An 18,893-nucleotide genomic window follows, 5' to 3' on the forward strand; every position below is an offset into this window, starting at 1 on the left:
GGCGTCTAACTCACCCGCAGCACTATTTTCCCGATGTTCTTATTTTCCTCCATGTAGCGATGTGCGTCTGCCACCTGCTGCCAGTCAAACACAGAGTCGATGGCAGGTTTAATTTTACCACTTTCAAAGTAAGGTTTGGCAAAGCGCCACATTTCTTCCGTCAGCTTCATCTGGTAAGCAGGGGTGCGGGAGCGCAAGGTGGAACCCATGATGTGCAGGCGCTTCATCAGGATTTTTCGCAGGTCAAGTTCATCTACTTTGCCGCCTCCCAAACTGGCGAGTAGCACCAAGCGCCCGTCCAGGCGCAGGCATTCGATGTTGTGTTTGAAGTAGGGTCCTGCAACAAAGTCTACTATGACGTCTACCCCCTCACTGTTGGTATGCGCCAGCACGGCATCCTCGAAAGAAACTTCTTTATAGTTGATGGCTTTGTTCGCGCCTAGGTCAAGGCATGCCTGCAGTTTCTGCTCTGAGGCCGTTACCAGCACCTCGGCTTTCAGGGCACGCGCCAGTTGTATGGCTGCTGTGCCCACACCACTTGCCCCAGCATGTATGAGTGCCCGCTCCCCTGCCTGCAACTTGCCTAGCCACACCAGCGCCTGGTACGCCGTCAGGAACACCTCAGGTATGGCTGCGGCTTCTTCCATGCTCAGGTTCTCCGGCACAGGCAGCGTCATCGATTCGTTAATGACAGCATATTCGGCATAGCCACCACCGGGCAGCAGGCCAAAAACTTTGTCTCCTTTCTTAAAGCGGGTGCAGCTTAAGCCAGCCTCCACCACCTCACCGGCTACCTCCAGCCCCAGCAACGGGCTGGCACCCTTCGGAGGCGGGTACTTCCCCTGCCGTTGCAGCGTGTCGGCCCTGTTCAAGGCGGTAGCATGTACTTTCACCAGCAGTTCATAAGGCATGGGGAGCGGCTTCTCAGACTCTCCTATATAAAGTTGCTCCGGTCCTCCCGGTTCTTTTACAAGTATCGCTTTCATAGTTAACAGGTTCAGGTTAGTTTTTTTTACTCTCTTCTGATGGCTTCTACGGGATCCAGCTTTGCAGCCCTGGTAGCAGGGTAAGTTCCAAATACCACCCCTACAATAATAGCAACGACCGAAATAATGAGAAAGGTGTCGAGTGTATAAGCTGCCTGAAAAGGAACATCGGCAAAGGCCTTTATGATTGGCACAAAAGCAAGCGTTGCCAGAATGCCAAGTACAAGCCCCAGAAAACTCCCAAGCAGGGACACCGTAACGGACTCAGCCAGGAACTGCAACAGAATATCTTGCTTCTTGGCCCCCATCGCCTTCCTCACTCCAATCTCAACGGTACGTTCCGTAACAGATATCAACAGCACATTCATTACACCTACTCCGCCTACTATAACAGATATCCCTACTATCAGCCCCATCACCACCCTGAACAACATAAAGCCCTTTGCTGCCTGCTCTACCCTGCCTTCATTTGTTGCTACCTTGAAATCTGTTGGATCACCAGCCAGGTTAGCCTTTAGCCATTTCTCAGCCTGGGCTTTCAGGCCCTGGACATGCTCCACATTTTCTGCCTCCAGCACACTCAGCGGAGGGTTTTCTTTCAACTCTTCGCGCGAGAAAAGGGTGATAGGCATATACAGCTCCGGTGCCCGCGATTCCTCCTCCTCCAGTATACCTACTACTTTCAAAGTTTTGTTGTTAAAGGCGATTGTTTTTCCCATCAATGATTTGGCAGCATTCTCCCCCATTGCCTGCTCAGCGAAAAGGTGATTTACAAAAGCTACGGGCTTTTGTTTGTTTACATCATCTTCTGTATAAAAGCCCCCATACGCTATGTGCATATCCGGTGGAAAGGCGGACATCGTGCCAATCACAAAAGAACCAATAGTGGAATCATTTTCGACAACCTTTATTTCACTTGACTGCTTCATTTGCATGTAGGTTTTAGCTGGATGCGTGAGTGATGCAGCAAGCTTTCTGAAGGAATCATGATCCAGGAAGGCATAAGTCTCTTTCTTGAACCGTAGGTTGTTGACAAGCTTGGTGGTCTCTGTTTGGATGAAGATGGCATTCAGAGAGGTTGTGCGGGTTATTTGATCCTGCGCATATTTCTCCATACCATCTATCAGGGATAAAACAGTAACCAGGGCAGCCACCCCTATCACAATACCCAGTATGGACAGCAAAGTATGAAACAGTCGTGCACGGATGTTCTGGAGTGCCAGCGAAAAAGAGAGGTAGATTTTCTTGAGCATGCGCTTGGGATCGTTCAGGTTATATTCAGAAAAATTCTGTAATAATCCTAACTGCAGCACCTCTGCTCTTTAAGCCGCCTATTTCAATATTGACTACTACCTCCGCTTCTGTATACCCGAACCAAACCCTTTACCCCCTGCTGATAGGCCTTAAAACAGCTTCTAAAAAAATACGATGACATACCTACTTTATTACGAGATATTCGTAAATATACGAAAACATCGTAGAATTATGGAGAAGCTGACACAACAAGAGGAGGAGGCCATGCAGGTGATATGGGCTTTGGATGGCGGATTTATCAAAGACTTTCTGGAAAAGCTTCCAGAGCCTAAGCCGCCTTATACCACACTTGCCTCCACGGTAAAAAACCTGGAGAAGAAAGGGTACCTCTCCAGCGAAAAACTGGGAAACACCTACCGCTACTCCCCTATAATACAGGAAGAAGACTATAAGAAGAAATTCATGCGAGGCTTTGTAGGTGACTATTTCAAAAACTCATACAAGGAGCTGGTGGCCTTTTTTGCAAGGGAAAAGCAGATAAGCGCTGAAGAGCTGAAAGAAATCATAGACATGATTGAGAACAAAAAATCAGAATGATATGCCCGACCTGATCCTTTACCTGCTTAAAGTAAACATAGCACTGCTGCTCTTTTACCTGGCCTACTACTTTGTGCTGCGGAGGCTTACCTTCTACCATCTGAACCGCCTGTTCCTGGTGTTCGGCGTGCTATTCGCTGCCCTGTACCCGTTCATCGATTTGTCACGGTTGCTCAGTCAGCACGAGGAGTTGGCTGTAATGCAAACCTATGCCGCCATACCTGCCTGGGCTCCCATAGTTACCGCCGCGCCTGCTCAAGCTACCGCATTTGACTATTGGATCATACCGGTCACGCTGTTCTGGTTGGGCACCACTGTGATGGCAGGAAGGCTTTTACTGCAATTACACTCTCTTTATAGGCTACACCTTGCTTCTGAACCTGCCACTTGTTGGGGTATCAACTTTAGAAAAATCAGCGGCATCAGGGAAGCCTTTTCTTTCTGGCAAACGATTTACCTGAATCCGGCACAGCATAAAGAAGAAGAACTGAAATCCATACTCCGGCATGAACAGATTCATGTGAAAGGCTGGCATACGCTGGATGTACTGTTGGCTGAGCTCAGCACCGTGTTTTACTGGTTCAACCCCGGTGTGTGGTTTATGAAAAAAGCAATTAAGGAGAACCTGGAGTTTATAGCTGATCAGCATGTAATGAATGCAGGAGTAGACAGAAAGGCATACCAGTACCTCCTACTGAAGACTGCAAGCACATCTGAACCGCAGCTTGCCAGTCCATTTAACTTTCCATCACTAAAAAGAAGAATTCTTATGATGAACAAGCCTCCAACCAGAAGAGCAAATCAGCTAAGACTGCTGGTAGCACTTCCAATCGTTGCCGTTTTACTTTTTGCTTTTAAAAACGCCTCACAGGATGTTGAATCAGCAACGCCAGACAACGTTGTTCAAATAGATCAACCCATTAAAGCTGATACAAACGAGCAACCTGTTACTCAGCGGCAAGATAGCATCCGCTTATCGGAAGAACAGGAAGCTTTCTTAAAACGCAATCCAACTGTAAAAAGCGTAAGCTGGTTGAGAAGTGACATGGACAAAATGGTCGTGTATCTAAAGTCAGGCGGGGCCGAGATGTATGACTTGAACGACAGCAGAAGCACAGCTATAGCCAAAGAAAAGTATGGAGCACTGCCTGAGGCACCTCCGCCGCCGCCACCCGGTGAAGAATTGCCTCCACCTCCTCCACCAGTACCTGGAGAAGAGCTACCTCCACCTCCGCCGCCAGTGCCTGGGGAGAATTTGCCTGCACCACCGCCAGCACGCCAGCAGCATATCTTTATTCCGGATAACGATGCTTACTATAAGAACAACTTACCAAAAGACTATAAAGCGTTTATGAAACGAAACCCATCAGTGAAGCAGGTAGGCTGGAAGTTTGACAGCAGCAAAGACTGGAGTCTAGAATCGGTCATCATATACCTGAAATCTGGAGGTGAAGAGGAATATAAGTTCGAGGGCAAAAGAAGGATACCTGCCGTGGAGGCAAAGTACGGCGAGTTGCCAGCGCTGCCGGCACCACCGCCACCAGTTCCTTCCAAACAGGAGTTACCTCCGCCGCCACCGCCAGCCAAACACAAAGCTCCCTTATTCCCGGCCGGAACAACTGCCAAGCTAATAGAAGATGAAAACACCATGACATACATCTTATGGCCAGGCGAGATTACCAAAAGAGAGTTTGCAGCTCCTGAAAAGGCTTTAAGAGAGTTTGCAGCTGCTGAAAAGGCTTTTAAAGAAAGTGGATTTGACTTGACATTGGATGGGCAGTTTGACGGATATAAATTAGTTAAATTAAAAATTAGCCTATTATCTCCAAAAACTGGTGACAAAGCAAATGCAGTTTATACTGCTGCTTCGCTGCAAAGCCTGATGGAAGCTAATAACGTAGCGGTGATCAAAGCAGACAAGAAAACCGGAAAGCTTATAATAGGCAACACATTAGCTTGGTAGTAAAGCTGCCTTTATAAAATAACAAAAGCAGCGCCTATGGCATAGGCGCTGCTTTTGTTATTAATCCGCTGAATCATACTCCCTTATTTTAAGGCTGCATTGTACAGTGGCAGCAGAAACAGGCAAAAAGAGGAGGTTTATACTGCTACCTTTCTGTGTTTCAAGGAATTTCTACAACATCTATTGTATATCAGAATATTAAGTTCTATCTTTGTATCCGTTTTTCAAAGACCGAAGAATCATAATTATATAAATAAATCGCTTACAACCACTAATAATGGATCATTTAAGTTATAAAACTCAGTATGTCAACAAGAAGACAGCCAACAAAGGCTGGGTGATTGTGGATGCTGGGCAAGGAAGCTTGGGTCGCGTAGCATCGGAAGTTGCTAAGATCCTGAAAGGCAAGAACAAGCCTTCGTACACTCCTAACACAGACTGCGGAGACAACGTGATCATCATCAATGCTGATGACACTCGTTTTACAGGCCGTAAGTGGGACCAGAAGTACTACCTGACACATACTGGTTACCCAGGTGGTCAGAAGAGAACTTCTCCACGCGAGTTGAAGGCGAAATCGTCTACGCTATTAGTAGAGCGTGCTGTACGCGGCATGTTACCTAAAAACAGATTAGGCAGCGAGCTGTTCCGCAATCTGCACGTATTTGCTGGAAGCGAGCATCCTTTTGCCGCACAGCAACCAAAAGAACTAACCCTCAATATTTAATTTAATGGAAGTTATCAATACATCTGGTAGAAGAAAAACCTCGGTGGCGCGCATATACCTGACGCCTGGGCAAGGGAATATCACTATTAACGGTAGAGATATCAAGAATTACTTCCCGAGTGAAGTACTTCAAACTATTGTGAATCAGCCCTTAAAAACCTTGGATTCAATTGGCAAATATGATATCAAAGCCAATATAAAAGGTGGTGGTGTAAGCGGCCAGGCTGAAGCACTTAGACTTGCTATCTCTAAAGCACTGGTAGAAGAAAACGGCGAGAACAAGCCAGCTCTGAAGGCGGAAGGTTTCATGAAGAGAGACCCACGTATGGTGGAGCGTAAGAAGTTCGGTAAGCGTAAGGCGCGTCGTTCATTCCAGTTCAGTAAACGTTAATATTAAAGGTGTATCAACAACATGGCTAGTACTAATTATAAAGAATTACTTGAGGCAGGTGTTCATTTTGGCCACCTTACCCGCAAGTGGGACCCGAAGATGGCACCGTACATCTTCATGGAGAAGAATGGTATCCACATTATTGACCTGAACAAAACGCTGGTTGCCCTTGATGAAGCTACGGCTGCTATCAGGAACATCGCGAAGTCTGGTCGTAAGATTTTGTTTGTAGCTACTAAAAAGCAGGCGCAGGAAATCGTGGCAGAAGAGGCAAGGCGCCTGAAGATGCCTTACGTGACTGACCGTTGGTTAGGTGGTATGCTTACAAACTTCGCTACAGTGCGCAAGTCACTGAAGAAGATGTCTACCATCGACAAAATGATGAAAGACCCTGAGCAGTCTAAAGCCCTTGCAAAGCGTGAGAAGCTGATGCTTTCACGTGAGCGTGAGAAGCTTGACCGCGTATTAGGTGGTATTACTGACTTGTCTCGTCTGCCAGCTGCACTGTTTGTAGTTGACGTGAAGCGTGAGCACATTGCCGTTAAAGAGGCTCAGAAATTGAACTTGCCGGTTTTCGCTATCTGCGATACTAACTCTAACCCAGAGCTGGTAGATTTCCCAATCCCTGCAAACGACGATGCTTCTAAGTCTGTATCACTTATCGTATCTCTGGTAGGTAAGGCGATTGAAGACGGTTTGTCTGAGCGTAAAGTGGACAAAGAGGAAACTGAGCGCAAGCGTTCTGAAGAAGAAGGCATCAAAGCAAAGCAAGAAGCTGACGAGCAATAAGCTTAAAGTTCATATTGCACTATAATAAACTGAACATTGAGCCCAGCTGCTTCAATGTTCAGTTTGTTTTAGGGGTTTGAGGAAAAAGACATTAGATTTTTGACGCTGGATACTAGACTTTAGTCAACAGCCACGCAAATAACACGGCTCTTTTACCCCATATAAATTTCTAATTTCTAATTTTTAAATTATAGAAAAACATGGCTATTACAGCACAAGATGTTAACAGACTCCGTCAGGAAACCGGAGCAGGTATGATGGATTGCAAGAAGGCGCTTACAGAAGCTAACGGCGACTTTGAGGCAGCTAAAGATATACTGCGTAAGCAAGGACAGAAAATTGCGAACAAGCGTGCGGACAACGCTACTTCTGAAGGCATGGTCCTGACACAGGTAAGCGAAGACGGCAAGATAGGTACAGTAGTAGCAGTTGCCTGCGAAACAGAGCCGGTATCTAAAGTAGAAGATTTCCGCAAGCTTGCGAAGCAGGTGCTGGAAGTTGCTGTTTCTACAAAAGCAGCTACAAAAGAAGAGCTTCTGGCAACTCCTCAGGCTGATGGCCGTCCGCTGCAGGACCACATCACAGACCTGATGGGTAAAATCGGTGAGAAAATCGATGTTGTTTCTTACGAGACTGTTTCTGCTGAGAAAGTAGTTTCTTACGACCACTCTAACGGTAAACTGGGTGTGCTGGTAGGCTTAACAAACACTGGCGGCAAAGAGGAAGTAACTGAGGTTGGTAAAGACGTAGCGATGCAGATTGCTGCCATGAAGCCAATTGCGGTTGACAAAGATGGCGTAGATGCCGCTACTGTACAGCGTGAAATAGAAGTTGGTAAAGAGCAGGCGCGCGCCGAAGGCAAGCCGGAAGCCATGCTGGAGAAAATTGCCCAGGGTAAACTGAACAAGTTCTACAAAGAAAACACGTTGCTGAACCAGGAGTTCGTGAAAGACTCTTCTCTTTCTATCGCTCAGTTGCTTGACAAAACCAACAAAGGCATGACTGTAACAGAGTTCAAGCGTGTAGCTATCGGTTAATTATAACCAAAACTATAACAGAAAAGCCCGCCTTACAGCGGGCTTTTTTTATGCCTGATGACATATACTCTATTCTAACTCAGCTTTTCAAACCAGCCCTGAAGGTCTTTATCATATGTACCTTACCTCCTCCATTTTTAGGAACAACGTCGAAGCTTACCCGCACACCTTGTACATGCAGCGGCTTACTTGATTTTAATATTTGCCCTGCATACAAATTTGCCAGGTTGTTGTCCTTCATAAGCGCCTCTTGTTCTGTGGCTACTAATTCCTGTTTCAGATTCTGTATTTCAGCAATCTCCAGCACCGAAGGGTTAAACAGGTATTCCACCGAGCTTACATCAAGTGTATACACGTAAGGATGGCCCTTTTCAGTACTTTCTGATTTAGCGTACAAAGGCTTCTTGTCTAAATAAAACACCCCTAACGCCTTTTCATAAAATGGAGCTTTGCCCTGTATGCTTGAAAGGTTAGAACCGCTGACATAGAAGGATTCATTTGTCAGTCCGATTCCGTTAGATGGTAATTGTAAATCTAATTTTGCACTCCATTTTACGTGCATTGCTGCTGGTTTAGACAGTACGCCGCTCAGGATGTGCTTGTCATCTAATCTATTAAGATAATTGATGTTTGTGCTTGCTATTTCATTGAAATCCCTGTCACCATATACGATATAACATGCATCAACTGAAGTTAAATTTTCAAATGATTTATCAACACCAAAAACGCGCACTTTTGCATTTAGCTCATTTAGTCCCTTCCCATTGATGGTAAGGGAGTTTTTCTTTGTCATTGTAAAGAATACACCCATCTGGAAGCTTGCATCCTTGCTATAAATACTCTTGTCAAACGCCAGCTCATACTCAACAGCGTACCACGCCGGATCATTGAAAGCCTGGGGCTCGAAGCTATAAGAATAAGTTGCGTTTTGATCTATGTCGATGATGTACTGGCTTGTAAAGTTCAGCAGAGGGGATCCTTCTGAAGAAGCCACACAGTTTTGCAGGATCTTGTAATCGCGAAACTTCTCTGTACCTGTACCTATACCTATATAATAATAGTACCTCAGAACACCCCTGTATTTATTATACAGACTGAATGATTTATGGGCTAATAAGAACTTTGTTGTAAAGGTGCTTTGGTATAATTCCCAACCATCAGCCTTTTTATAATCATAGCGTATGTCATCGCTAAATTGTCTATTTACTTTGTCGCTCCATGGCATGGGAATAAGATCACTACCCGGAGGAGATGGTAAGTATTCTAGTGTTTCCCAATCGAACCTTTCCTGCCCTTCAGCATAATCCATTGGGTAGTAGGTTTCTTGAATATTGCTGACAATGGTAGGCGCCACACCTGTTGTTTCTTCAGAAATAACACTGATTTCAGGCTCAGGAATGTCTTTCTCGTGTTTTAAACAGCCGAAACTCAGAAGAGCAAGGGCATACATGGATACAGAATGACAAATGTAATTTGCTATTTTCATAGGGTGATTATATTTAGATAAAGCTCAAGCCTTTTTCCTTCATGCAGCGCCTATACAGCAATCACATAGTGCTAATTAGCGTCAGCTAAATGTAGCAGAACAAATGAAAATATAAAATTAAAATTATATAATTTATCTAATTAACCTTATCGGATCCAACAGTAGTCTCAGCAAGCTGTTTTTATAATATTTTAGAGCTGAAGAAGCAGAGACGGCTGTTAAAGAATATAACTTTCTACCCGTTCCGCCTTACAGTAGACACAAAGGCATCCCGCATATCCGAAAAGCGGTTCATAGCTGCTTCTAGGAACTGTTCGTCCAGAAGTGCTTTGGCGCCTTCGTCGCCCATTACGTCCATTTCGCTAATTTTATAAGTCTGCTCGAAGTCTCCTTTTTCCAGCTTTATCAGGTATTTCCCGTTCCAGGCCATCAGCGTGACCTTCATGTTTGGGTTTGGTATATCAGCTACTGTTCTCATATATGTGCTTGCTTGTTGTTCTCGATATCGATGCCCATCAGTTGCATGAGCTTACTGGCATTAAAGCTACGGCAGATGCCTGGGGTTAATTTATAGTCAAACCTTATTTCGTCGCCTATAATGTCGCTGTTGAAGCTGTAGTTCTGCACGCTTCCCGGCAGTTCCTCCTCCATGGCTCCCAACTCTAAATCGTGGGTAGAGATAAGGCCGGAGGCATTGCGGTGGTGCAGCTGCCGGATCAGCGACATGGCGCCAAGGTGGCGGTCGCGGGAGTTGGTGCCTTTCAGAATCTCATCCAGCAGATAGAAAACCGGTTGGCCCTGCTCCGTTAGTTCCAGCAGCATACGCAGGCGCTTTAACTCTGCATAAAAAGAGGAAGTATTTTCAGCCAGGTTATCTGCTGTGCGCATGGCAGTGTACACCTGAGCCGGAGCAACCAGCATGCGTTCAGCACAGGCAGGAGCTCCCATCAGGGCCATCACCATATTGATGCCTACTGTACGGAGGAAAGTCGTCTTCCCGGACATGTTAGAGCCGGTAATCACCATGGTATTGCCGGCACCCTGCATCTCAAAATCATTCGCGACAGGCTTTACGGAGAAAATCAATGGATGCGCTAAAGCAGCTGCTCTGAACTCAAACTGCTGCTGGCTAAACCTCGGCACTGCGTAACCAGGATGCGCATGCTGGAAGGCTGCTATACTTGCCAGCGCCTCTGTTTCTGCCAGTATATCCAATGACTCCTTTAGCTGCGGCAGAAATTTGTCCCGCCAGTTCTCCAACCTGTACATCCAGAAAAAATCCCACATCAGAAGGTTGTTCAGGAAAAAAGCCATCAGGGTGCTGAGGCGCCAGGAGAAATAGTCGATGATGTTGGCCAGTTTGTGCAGGCTTGCGGAGGCAGTAGTGCCGGACTGCTGCAAGCCCTGCCGCAGTTGCTGTAGTTTGGCAGTGGAAAACGGATGCTCTTCTATATGCTGTAACTGCCTGGTGTAGCTCCGCATGGCTTCGTAAATGCCAATGCTCTTCTCATAGTACTCATCGCGCTCTACCCTGAATTTATACGCCAGCCAGAACTGTACCAGTAGAAGAGCCACTGCAATCCAACCACTGTACCCGTAGAACCAGGCAACAGCAGCAGCCAGCGTTAAAGGCGGGAGCACAAACAGCAGCACTTTTACCCAGGGATGCTGCCTGTAAAAAGACTTGCCGGAAAACCATTCCATGAAGGTATCCGCCGGCCCCTGGTCGTGCTTGTAGTGCATGGGCAGGGCCAGCAAAGCCTGCAGCCAGTCTAGCTTCTCTGGCTGGGCCAGTTCTGCTACTGCCTCCTGCCGTTTTAGTACCTCTGCCGGAGCAGCGGCATTGCGGAACCAACTCGCCAGCCTGCTTTTGCCAATGCTGGTAACAGAGCGGTTCATCAACTGAAAAAGGGAATTCTGCCCGAAAATATCCAGGTCGGAGGTATAGGGATGCTGGGCGTTGATGAAGGTGTCGCCTCCGTCAAAATTTCTCAGCTTGCCTTGCAGCCGCTCTACCTCCTGCTCGTTCACCCGCCGCAGTAGCATCAGTTGCTGGTGCTTAAAGTCGAGGCGGCTATGCCAGCGCAACACGACGATAAACAGGGCATAGAACAGCAGCACAGTGATAGCACCCTCCGCCATGTTGTTGTTACTGAAAAAGTACCAGGCTAAAGCGACGCCTGCTAAAAATACCGCTACCCGAAGCCATGAAACCAGTGTTGATTTGGATGCAGCCTTTTCCTCTTCCGCGGCAAATGCCCTGGCACGGGATGTATATAGTTCTTCTCTTTTTTCGATCACAAAATTTCTGTTTTACGCTGCCTATACCTGCTCCGGTGCACCAATGGTTGCTATGCACTTCAGCTCAATAGCGATGGGAGTAGGCAGCTTGTTTACCTCCACCGTCGTCCGGCAGGGTTGGTTGTCTTTAAAGTATTCGGCGTAAATGCGGTTATAGGTTTGGAAATCGTCCTTCATGTTCGTCAGGAACACCGTAACGTCAACTAAGTTTGCCCAACCGGAACCAGCGTCTTCCAGAATGTACCGCACATTCCGAAACACAGCATGACACTGCGCTGCAATATCATACCGTGCAATGTTTCCTTCCTCATCCAGTTCTACGCCCGGTATCTGGCTGGTGCCCTTTTCGCGTGGGCCAACACCCGATAAAAACAGCAGGTTGCCCACGCGCCGTGCATGCGGGTATAAGCCAACGGGCTCAGGTGCTTTCGATGAATGAAGGTGCTCTGGATTACTCGCCATACTCAAAGATAAAAAGAATGATGGATTATCTCCTCCCTCGGCCAAAAGCAAAAGAGCTGACATGCTGCCAGCTCCTTTATCACCTTAAACAAACTTAGTTACAAACAATATCTCCGGTTGTTTTAAAACAGCTTACTTCATGAATTTCACATCGCCGTATTTCGAGGAAACACTTACCAGCCCTTTCGGAGATGCGCCTCCGAATGCGCCCCTGTACTCTGCTGAAGTATGGCCTTTTTCTAAAGAGGTGATGTTGACAGCAGACTTATCATACTTGAAGTCTCCGAATTGCACATTCACATCAAAATTAAAGGCCGTATTAGGCTCAAAAGTCAGGCTGATGGGTGTAAAGCCGCTGGAGAGGTTAATTCTCTTGATGTTTTTACTGATGTTGTTCACGGCAAAAGAGCCATACTTCACATCCATCTCCATCGTCTCACCCAGGCTTCCAAGTTTAAAGTCGCTGAACTTAGAAGAACCCTGTAGGCCGTTCGCTCCTTCCACATTCATGTTCCCGTAGGACACATCCATGTTTCCTCCGTTAAAGTAGCCGCAGGAGCCAGAGCCGTAAGCCAGGGTCACGGTGTTTCCTGAGTTGCTCAGCCTGTCACATTTAAGTGAGCCGTATTTCACATTGATGTTGGCCTTGCCTTTAAGGGCTGCCAGGTATACATCTCCAAAACTGTTTTTCACTGTCAGAGCGTTTTCTTCCGGCATGCTGACGGTATAATTGATTTCAAATCCCTTGTTAGTGTTACCTGAAACGCGCATGGGTTCGATGCTGGTTCTGAAGGATATCGTATTTCCCTCACGACTCTCCATTACTTTAATATTGTCGAGCACTTCCTGGGCCTTGCTTTCAGAACCGGCACGGGCTATAATTTCGACCTTCACGTGCACCTCATTTTTGTTCCAGGTGTTAATGTGAACTTTGCCAAACTTATTCTGTATGTTCAGCATGTCTGACTTATTGACTTTGTACGTCTTGTCAATAGTCTTGCGCTTTTCCACATCATAAGCAGCCGCTTCTGCCGTCTGTTCACCTGTCTGGGCGGGAGTAGTCTGCTCCATCAGTTCTTCAAGCTCATCAAGCCCTTCCAGTGCTTCCATATCTTCAAGACCTTCCAGTAAACCGAGGCTTTCAAGGCCTTCGAGCGCAGTTAAAGTTTTCAGTTCTTTCAGGCTCTCCAGGCCTTCCAGTTTTGTCAGCTTTATTTCTGAGAGGGCGCTCAGGCCGGAAAGGTCTATTGTAGCATCAGCACAAGGACCCTGGTTTTTGCCTTGTGACATGGCCAGAGCGGGCGCCAGTGCAAGCACCAGCGATAAGCGTAGAAGTTTATACATTTGTGGTATCATCTTTTTGGGGTTCTAAGTCGGGTTGTTCATTCATTCCTTCTAACCGCTGGAGTACTTCCAGTTGTCGGTTGAGCACCCGGATCCGTATCTGCAGGTTCTGGATTAGGGCACCAACTATCTCATCTGTATTTGGAGTCGTGTATAGTTGCTTTTTAAGCTGAACATAGCTGCTGTCGAGGCGGGCCAGCTCATTGTCTATCACCTGCTGTTCATCCAGCCCCAGCACCTTCAGGTCATACTCGCTCAGCTTGCTTTTCTTTTCCTTGATCTGGCTCACATAATAGGCTTCCACCTCGGCCAGTTCAGGGGCAATGTTATTCAGAGCGGGAACCGTGGTGGCTGCTATTGTATTGCCGGTCTCCGGCGCCTGCTGCTTCATCAGGAACAGGGTAACACCACAGCCCACTAGCAGCAGAATGGCTGCTGCCACCCGCATAAACATAGAGTTGGCGCTGAAGCTGGCGCTGTCGCCAAATTTGATGCTGATCACCTTCGCTTCCTTGCGTTTCTCGGGTAGCTCTTCGCAGATGCTCTGCCACAGTTCCGTTCGTGGCTCGAACACATCGAACTCATCCCGATGCTCATCTACAAACTTTTTCAGTTTATCTTCCATGGTGTAAAGTTCTTATCATATTGTCTGTTTAGGCCGCATACTGCGGCTCTTTCATTATCTCTAGTAATTTCTTTCTGGCCCGGCTATACTGCGATTTGGAGGTAGATTCTGTTACTCCCAATATCTCGCCAATCTCAGCATGGTCAAAGCCCTCGAGCAGGTATAAGCTCAGCACTACCCGGTAACCGTCCGGTAGCTGCTGTATCGCGCGCCGCACCTTTGCCACCTGCCAGTCAGAGTCATCTTCCTGCACTTCATCAGGCACCTCACTCACTACACGCTCATCCATAGGCACCAGCTCTGCGCGCCGCTTCCGGATGGCGTTGATGGAGGCGTTCACCACTATTTTTTTGAGCCAGCTCCCGAATGAAGCTTCGGCTTTGTAGGCGTGGAGGTTTTTAAAGGCACTCACAAAAGCTTCCTGCAACACATCCTCCGCCTCTGCATAGTCGTTTGTTATGCGCATGCTCACGTTGAACATAGCCTTGGAGTAGAGCTTATACAGCTCATACTGTGCTCTGTTATCGCCGCTCTTGCAGCGATCAATCACCTGGTGATTTACGTCCTGATAACTGAGTTTCTCCAAAGTTTTATGTTTTAGCGTTTGCAATTTAGTTGCTGCGCCTTTTACGACTCTTATTCCTTCATCCTTCTCCTTCCTACTTCTGCACTAAAGACAAAGTCGTTTGCACGAGGTTGCATCAAGTTGCAAAATAATTTAAAGAATTTTTGCTGATGTCAAACAGCAGTTCCTGCGGGGCCGTTTGCTGGTAAACTTATACTTGGAGATAAGCCCAAACCTGAGAGGAGCAACCTGCTGATGATGCATTTGTTTTTCACCCTTCCGGAGCTAAAAATGTCTTGTAACTGACATTCTATATGAAGACCGCCTGCTGAATACACGCAGAATAGAAAGGATTTAGCTGGAAAGCTCTTGTACTGTTAGTCACTTTTCCACATTATCCACAACCACATGTGTATAACACGAAATGAACGCATGTATCTCATCTTCTTGAAGTTAAACACCTGAATATTGTTTCTATATATTTTGAAGTGCCAATATGCTGCCTATACAGCCGTTTAAACGCTAACGTGACTTTTCTTTTTCCACATATCCACATGTAGTATATGCACAATTGTGGATAACTCATGCTAAAGCTGTTAATTATTGGAGATGCAGAAACAGAAAGAGCCAGCTATGGGAACATAGCTGGCTCTTTTATGCCTCAATTTGTATAAGGGGTGTGTAACGGCTCCTGATGCTTGCATTAAGTGGAGTAATTCAAGTGAAATTCTTTCAGCCTATTGCACAAACAGGCTTTATCCACGCTTTTAGTGTGAAGTAATGAATCTTTAGTCGTTGCGGGCAGGCCTGTTGATTGAAACGTTAAACCTTACACTGTTTTAGCTCCAGAGGAGCGACATGTAAACGTACTGCAAACAGGTTGCTCCTCTGGAGCTAAAAGCTAATGAACCAACATACTATGAACAGGTCGTCTCGCAGGGACTTTTGCGCAGCATTAAATTAATCCATCACCTTAAACTGTATGCCCTGTGCCAATGGTAGCTCACGGCCATAGTTGATGGTATTGGTCTGGCGGCGCATGTATACTTTCCAAGCATCGGAGCCAGACTCGCGGCCGCCGCCTGTTTCTTTCTCACCGCCAAAGGCACCGCCGATTTCAGCACCGGATGTACCGATGTTTACGTTGGCGATACCGCAGTCGGAGCCCCAGTGGCCCAAAAAGGTTTCTGTCTCTAACAGGTTGGTAGAGAAAATAGCCGATGATAAGCCTTGCCTTACACCATTCTGAATCTCAATGGCATTTTCTACATCGCCACTGTACTTGATCAGGTAAAGGATGGGCGCAAACGTTTCTTCCTGCACCATCTCAAAATGGTTTTCAGCCTCAACAATGGCAGGCTTCACATAAGTACCCGTTTCGTATCCTTCTCCACTCAGTACCTCACCTCCTGTCAGCAAGGTGCCTCCCTCCTGCTGTACTTTCTCCAATGCCTCTGTAAAAGCAGTAACAGCATCTTTATCAATGAGCGGCCCGACCAGTGTGGTGCTGTCCAGTGGGTGGCCGATAGGTAAGTTGGGGTATATTTTCAGCAGGTGCTCTTTTACCTGCTCATAGCGGCTTTCGTGTATAATGAGGCGGCGGGTAGAGGTACAGCGCTGGCCACAGGTGCCTACAGCACCAAATACGATGGCATTCATCGCCATCTTCAAGTCTGCGTTTTCAGTCAGAATAATGGCGTTGTTACCACCTAACTCCAGCAAGGATTTACCTAAACGAGCTCCTACGGCCTCTCCTACTTTTTTACCCATACGTGTGGAGCCTGTCGCAGAGACTAGCCCTATGCGCTTGTCGTGGCTCATCAGGCTGCCAATCTCCGCATCCCCGATGATGAGGTTGAAAACACCTTCCGGTATCTCATTCTCCATTAAAGCTTCCCGGATAATGTGCTGACAAGCGATGGCAGTCAGTGGTGTTTTTTCAGAAGGCTTCCAGATAGTAACGTCTCCGCATACAACGGCCAGCATGGTGTTCCAGCTCCAGACGGCTACCGGAAAGTTAAAAGCAGAGATAATGCCCACCACACCCAACGGGTGGTACTGCTCATACATGCGGTGCTCCGGCCGCTCCGAATGCATGGTAAAGCCGTGCAGCTGCCGCGACAGCCCTACAGCAAAGTCACAGATATCGATCATCTCCTGCACCTCGCCCAGGCCCTCCTGTAAAATTTTGCCCATCTCGTAGCTCACCAGTTTGCCCAATGCCTCTTTGTGCTCACGCAGCTTGTTTCCAATCTGGCGCACCACCTCGCCTCGTTTTGGAGCGGGCACTTTGCGCCATACTTTAAAGGCCTCCTGCGCAGCCTGCACTACTTTGTCGTAGTCTTCAGGTGTTGCCATTTGTACGGAAGCAATCAGGTTGCCATCGGCCGGAGAATGGATGCTGCGGGTAGTGCGGCCGTCTTGTCCGCCCCAGGAAAGGCCGGTGCTATAGGCGGGGTTGCTATCTTTTATACCAAGTTGCTGGAGTACGTCTGCTATCTCAGCATTCAGCGGAAGTTGGTCGATTGTCTGTTTCATGTGTTTTATTTGTCTATGTATGGAAAGGGATTTATGCGCCTGCCAGTCTTCTGAAGGCAATATGAGGATCTTCCGGTTCTGACAAGGCAAACTTTCATTCAGAGCACGATTGCCCGGGTAACAGCTGCATCGGCCTTGAGAGGAGAACACCTGCCAGTCTAAGGTTTATACGAAGCATGCTCCTATACAAAGCTAAAAAATAAAAAAGCTTCTGCAAGGTTGCAGAAGCTTTCTGTAGGTATCGCTGGTTTATGTTTATTCTTTTCCGATTGGGTAGTAAGCCCTCAGGCCATCCGGGTACACCCCTTCAATGTATACCACACCACTGTCTACGTTCTTCAGGTGTCTTTCCACATCAGCTGGCTCTTTTACCTGGTATCTGTCGATTTTAGTGATGATGAAGCCATCTTTCATACCTGTATCACGGAACTTACTGTCGTTTACGTCTGTAATTTTGGCACCACCCGTAATACCAAGCTTGCTCAGCTCCTGTCTGCTTACCGGCTCAAAGGTAGCACCATCAAATTCAATAGGCTCTGCATTGCTGCGTTTTACCAACTCAGTGCTATTATCCAAGTTTTTCAGCGTAACGTTAGCAGTTTTCTCTTTACCAGCACGCAGGTAATCTACCTTCACTTTATCGCCAGGGCGATAACGGGCAATTTGCTCCAGCAGTTGAGAAGATTTGGCTACTCTGGCTCCGTTAATAGCAATTATCACGTCTCCTATCTGTAAACCGGCTTCTTTTGCACCACTGTTCTCTGTAACGCGGGCAATGTAAACGCCATTAAGTGTTTTCAGGTCTTTCTCTTTTGCCAGGGCAGCATCAATCTCTTGTATGTTAGCACCCAGCAACGCCCGCTGCACTTCGCCATACTTCAGCAGGTCGTCTACTACCTTGCTCACAATGGCAGAAGGCACGGCAAAAGAATAACCGGCAAAAGAACCTGTCTGGGATGCAATTGCTGTGTTAATGCCTACCAGGTCACCGTTCAGGTTTACGAGGGCACCACCAGAGTTACCTGGGTTAACGGCAGCATCTGTCTGAATAAAAGACTCAATGGCCATTTCGTTCCCTCTGCGCAGGATATCAATGTTACGACCTTTTGCACTCACGATACCTGCTGTAACAGTAGAAGTCAGGTTCATGGGATTACCAACGGCAAGTACCCATTCTCCGATCTGCAAATCATCAGAATTTCCATAACGCACAGTAGGAAGTTTATCTGCATCTACCTTCAGCAAGGCAATATCAGTAGTAGGGTCAGCACCAACAAGTGTCGCAGTCATACTGCGCTTATCGTCCATCACCACTTCTATCTTATCAGCTCTATCGATTACGTGGTTGTTGGTTACAATGTAACCGTTAGAGGCAATGATAACACCTGAACCGGAGCCCTCCTGTGGGCCACGCGGTGCACGCTCACCAAAGCCATCGCCGAAGAACTCGCGCAGGAACGGGTCCATCGGGCTGTTGCCACGCGCTGTGGAACCCCTGCCGCTATACTCCGTCTTCACGTGTACCACGGCTGGTGTAGATACCTGTGCTGCCTTTATAAAATTAAGGCCTTCCGGCACTATTGTGTTACTGCTCCGCATATCGCTGGTATAGCGGACGGTAGGAATCTGCTGTTGCTGCTCGATTGAAACAATGCTCCCATCTTCTAACAGCTTGTAGCTACCTACCGCTACACTACCACCCAGTACAGCTGAAAGTGCAACGCCAAGGATAAACTGTCTTGTCTTCATGTAATTAGTTTTAGTCTTTATATTCGATTGAGCCTATATTACGGATAGTTAACGTTACTATAGTATACGGTAGTATATA

General features: G+C 47.1%; 17 protein-coding genes. 6 read left to right on the plus strand and 11 right to left on the minus strand.

Annotated features, from left to right (window positions below):
• Positions 1-5 precede the first annotated feature (5 nt).
• Positions 6-986: an NAD(P)H-quinone oxidoreductase gene (locus ACFS7Z_RS07870; RefSeq protein ID WP_377483091.1), complete on the minus strand. Its 981-nt coding sequence runs from the start codon at positions 984-986 to the stop codon at positions 6-8.
• Positions 987-1,012: 26 nt separating this feature from the next.
• On the minus strand, positions 1,013-2,239 hold the full coding sequence (locus ACFS7Z_RS07875) for an ABC transporter permease (RefSeq protein ID WP_377483093.1): 1,227 nt from the start codon (positions 2,237-2,239) through the stop codon (positions 1,013-1,015).
• Positions 2,240-2,471: 232 nt separating this feature from the next.
• Here ACFS7Z_RS07875 and ACFS7Z_RS07880 point away from each other — a divergent pair, with 232 nt between their 5' ends.
• The 6 genes from ACFS7Z_RS07880 (at position 2,472) to tsf (ending at position 7,744) form a co-directional block, all read left to right on the plus strand.
• Positions 2,472-2,837: a BlaI/MecI/CopY family transcriptional regulator gene (locus ACFS7Z_RS07880; protein WP_377483095.1), complete on the plus strand. Its 366-nt coding sequence runs from the start codon at positions 2,472-2,474 to the stop codon at positions 2,835-2,837.
• A gap of 1 nt (position 2,838) precedes the next feature.
• Positions 2,839-4,800, plus strand: coding sequence for a M56 family metallopeptidase (locus ACFS7Z_RS07885; RefSeq protein ID WP_377483097.1), 1,962 nt, complete (start codon positions 2,839-2,841; stop codon positions 4,798-4,800).
• A gap of 277 nt (positions 4,801-5,077) precedes the next feature.
• Positions 5,078-5,527: a 50S ribosomal protein L13 gene (gene rplM, locus ACFS7Z_RS07890; RefSeq protein ID WP_377483099.1), complete on the plus strand. Its 450-nt coding sequence runs from the start codon at positions 5,078-5,080 to the stop codon at positions 5,525-5,527.
• A 4-nt stretch (positions 5,528-5,531) separates the two neighbouring features.
• Positions 5,532-5,918 carry a 30S ribosomal protein S9 gene (rpsI, locus tag ACFS7Z_RS07895; protein ID WP_377483101.1) on the plus strand — a complete coding sequence of 129 codons (387 nt, stop codon included), beginning with the start codon at positions 5,532-5,534 and terminating at the stop codon, positions 5,916-5,918.
• Positions 5,919-5,939: 21 nt separating this feature from the next.
• The gene (gene rpsB / locus ACFS7Z_RS07900) at positions 5,940-6,707 is read left to right on the plus strand and encodes a 30S ribosomal protein S2 (RefSeq protein ID WP_377483103.1); all 768 of its coding nucleotides are present in this window, start codon (positions 5,940-5,942) and stop codon (positions 6,705-6,707) included.
• Positions 6,708-6,907: 200 nt separating this feature from the next.
• Positions 6,908-7,744, plus strand: a complete 837-nt coding sequence (gene tsf / locus ACFS7Z_RS07905) for a translation elongation factor Ts (RefSeq protein WP_377483105.1) — start codon at positions 6,908-6,910, stop codon at positions 7,742-7,744.
• A 79-nt stretch (positions 7,745-7,823) separates the two neighbouring features.
• On the opposite strand, the gene ACFS7Z_RS07910 is transcribed toward tsf, so the two are convergent.
• The 9 genes from ACFS7Z_RS07910 to ACFS7Z_RS07950 all read right to left on the minus strand — a co-directional run bounded on the left by ACFS7Z_RS07910 (position 7,824) and on the right by ACFS7Z_RS07950 (position 18,814).
• The gene (locus ACFS7Z_RS07910; RefSeq protein WP_377483107.1) at positions 7,824-9,230 is read right to left on the minus strand and encodes a hypothetical protein; all 1,407 of its coding nucleotides are present in this window, start codon (positions 9,228-9,230) and stop codon (positions 7,824-7,826) included.
• 235 nt (positions 9,231-9,465) lie between these two features.
• Positions 9,466-9,708, minus strand: a complete 243-nt coding sequence (locus ACFS7Z_RS07915) for a hypothetical protein (RefSeq protein WP_377483109.1) — start codon at positions 9,706-9,708, stop codon at positions 9,466-9,468.
• Positions 9,705-11,531, minus strand: a complete 1,827-nt coding sequence (locus tag ACFS7Z_RS07920; RefSeq protein WP_377483112.1) for a MutS-related protein — start codon at positions 11,529-11,531, stop codon at positions 9,705-9,707. Before ACFS7Z_RS07920 ends, ACFS7Z_RS07915 begins: the two co-directional genes overlap by 4 nt.
• 21 nt (positions 11,532-11,552) lie before the next feature.
• On the minus strand, positions 11,553-11,993 hold the full coding sequence (locus ACFS7Z_RS07925) for a RidA family protein (protein ID WP_377483114.1): 441 nt from the start codon (positions 11,991-11,993) through the stop codon (positions 11,553-11,555).
• Positions 11,994-12,125: 132 nt separating this feature from the next.
• Positions 12,126-13,337: a hypothetical protein gene (locus ACFS7Z_RS07930; protein WP_377483116.1), complete on the minus strand. Its 1,212-nt coding sequence runs from the start codon at positions 13,335-13,337 to the stop codon at positions 12,126-12,128.
• Entirely contained in the window at positions 13,330-13,962 is a 633-nt protein-coding gene (locus tag ACFS7Z_RS07935) for a hypothetical protein (RefSeq protein ID WP_377483118.1), read from the minus strand. Before ACFS7Z_RS07935 ends, ACFS7Z_RS07930 begins: the two co-directional genes overlap by 8 nt.
• A gap of 28 nt (positions 13,963-13,990) precedes the next feature.
• Positions 13,991-14,548 (minus strand): RNA polymerase sigma factor, encoded by a 558-nt coding sequence (locus ACFS7Z_RS07940; protein WP_377483120.1) that lies wholly within the window; start codon positions 14,546-14,548, stop codon positions 13,991-13,993.
• A gap of 939 nt (positions 14,549-15,487) precedes the next feature.
• The gene (gene amaB, locus ACFS7Z_RS07945) at positions 15,488-17,065 is read right to left on the minus strand and encodes an L-piperidine-6-carboxylate dehydrogenase (protein ID WP_377483122.1); all 1,578 of its coding nucleotides are present in this window, start codon (positions 17,063-17,065) and stop codon (positions 15,488-15,490) included.
• A 255-nt stretch (positions 17,066-17,320) separates the two neighbouring features.
• On the minus strand, positions 17,321-18,814 hold the full coding sequence (locus tag ACFS7Z_RS07950; RefSeq protein WP_377483125.1) for a Do family serine endopeptidase: 1,494 nt from the start codon (positions 18,812-18,814) through the stop codon (positions 17,321-17,323).
• Between the last annotated feature and the right edge of the window lie 79 nt (positions 18,815-18,893).

The organism is Pontibacter toksunensis (assembly GCF_042686245.1).
GTDB lineage: Bacteria > Bacteroidota > Bacteroidia > Cytophagales > Hymenobacteraceae > Pontibacter > Pontibacter toksunensis.

What these genes read in the sequence shown, in the direction of transcription:
- ACFS7Z_RS07870 (WP_377483091.1), bottom strand. Translation starts at nt 986, where the DNA reads ATGAAAGCGATACTTGTAAAAGAACCGGGAGGACCGGAGCAACTTTAT.
- ACFS7Z_RS07875 (WP_377483093.1), bottom strand. Translation starts at nt 2,239, where the DNA reads ATGCTCAAGAAAATCTACCTCTCTTTTTCGCTGGCACTCCAGAACATC.
- ACFS7Z_RS07880 (WP_377483095.1), top strand. Translation starts at nt 2,472, where the DNA reads ATGGAGAAGCTGACACAACAAGAGGAGGAGGCCATGCAGGTGATATGG.
- ACFS7Z_RS07885 (WP_377483097.1), top strand. Translation starts at nt 2,839, where the DNA reads ATGCCCGACCTGATCCTTTACCTGCTTAAAGTAAACATAGCACTGCTG.
- rplM (WP_377483099.1), top strand. Translation starts at nt 5,078, where the DNA reads ATGGATCATTTAAGTTATAAAACTCAGTATGTCAACAAGAAGACAGCC.
- rpsI (WP_377483101.1), top strand. Translation starts at nt 5,532, where the DNA reads ATGGAAGTTATCAATACATCTGGTAGAAGAAAAACCTCGGTGGCGCGC.
- rpsB (WP_377483103.1), top strand. Translation starts at nt 5,940, where the DNA reads ATGGCTAGTACTAATTATAAAGAATTACTTGAGGCAGGTGTTCATTTT.
- tsf (WP_377483105.1), top strand. Translation starts at nt 6,908, where the DNA reads ATGGCTATTACAGCACAAGATGTTAACAGACTCCGTCAGGAAACCGGA.
- ACFS7Z_RS07910 (WP_377483107.1), bottom strand. Translation starts at nt 9,230, where the DNA reads ATGAAAATAGCAAATTACATTTGTCATTCTGTATCCATGTATGCCCTT.
- ACFS7Z_RS07915 (WP_377483109.1), bottom strand. Translation starts at nt 9,708, where the DNA reads ATGAGAACAGTAGCTGATATACCAAACCCAAACATGAAGGTCACGCTG.
- ACFS7Z_RS07925 (WP_377483114.1), bottom strand. Translation starts at nt 11,993, where the DNA reads ATGGCGAGTAATCCAGAGCACCTTCATTCATCGAAAGCACCTGAGCCC.
- ACFS7Z_RS07930 (WP_377483116.1), bottom strand. Translation starts at nt 13,337, where the DNA reads ATGTATAAACTTCTACGCTTATCGCTGGTGCTTGCACTGGCGCCCGCT.
- ACFS7Z_RS07935 (WP_377483118.1), bottom strand. Translation starts at nt 13,962, where the DNA reads ATGGAAGATAAACTGAAAAAGTTTGTAGATGAGCATCGGGATGAGTTC.
- amaB (WP_377483122.1), bottom strand. Translation starts at nt 17,065, where the DNA reads ATGAAACAGACAATCGACCAACTTCCGCTGAATGCTGAGATAGCAGAC.
- ACFS7Z_RS07950 (WP_377483125.1), bottom strand. Translation starts at nt 18,814, where the DNA reads ATGAAGACAAGACAGTTTATCCTTGGCGTTGCACTTTCAGCTGTACTG.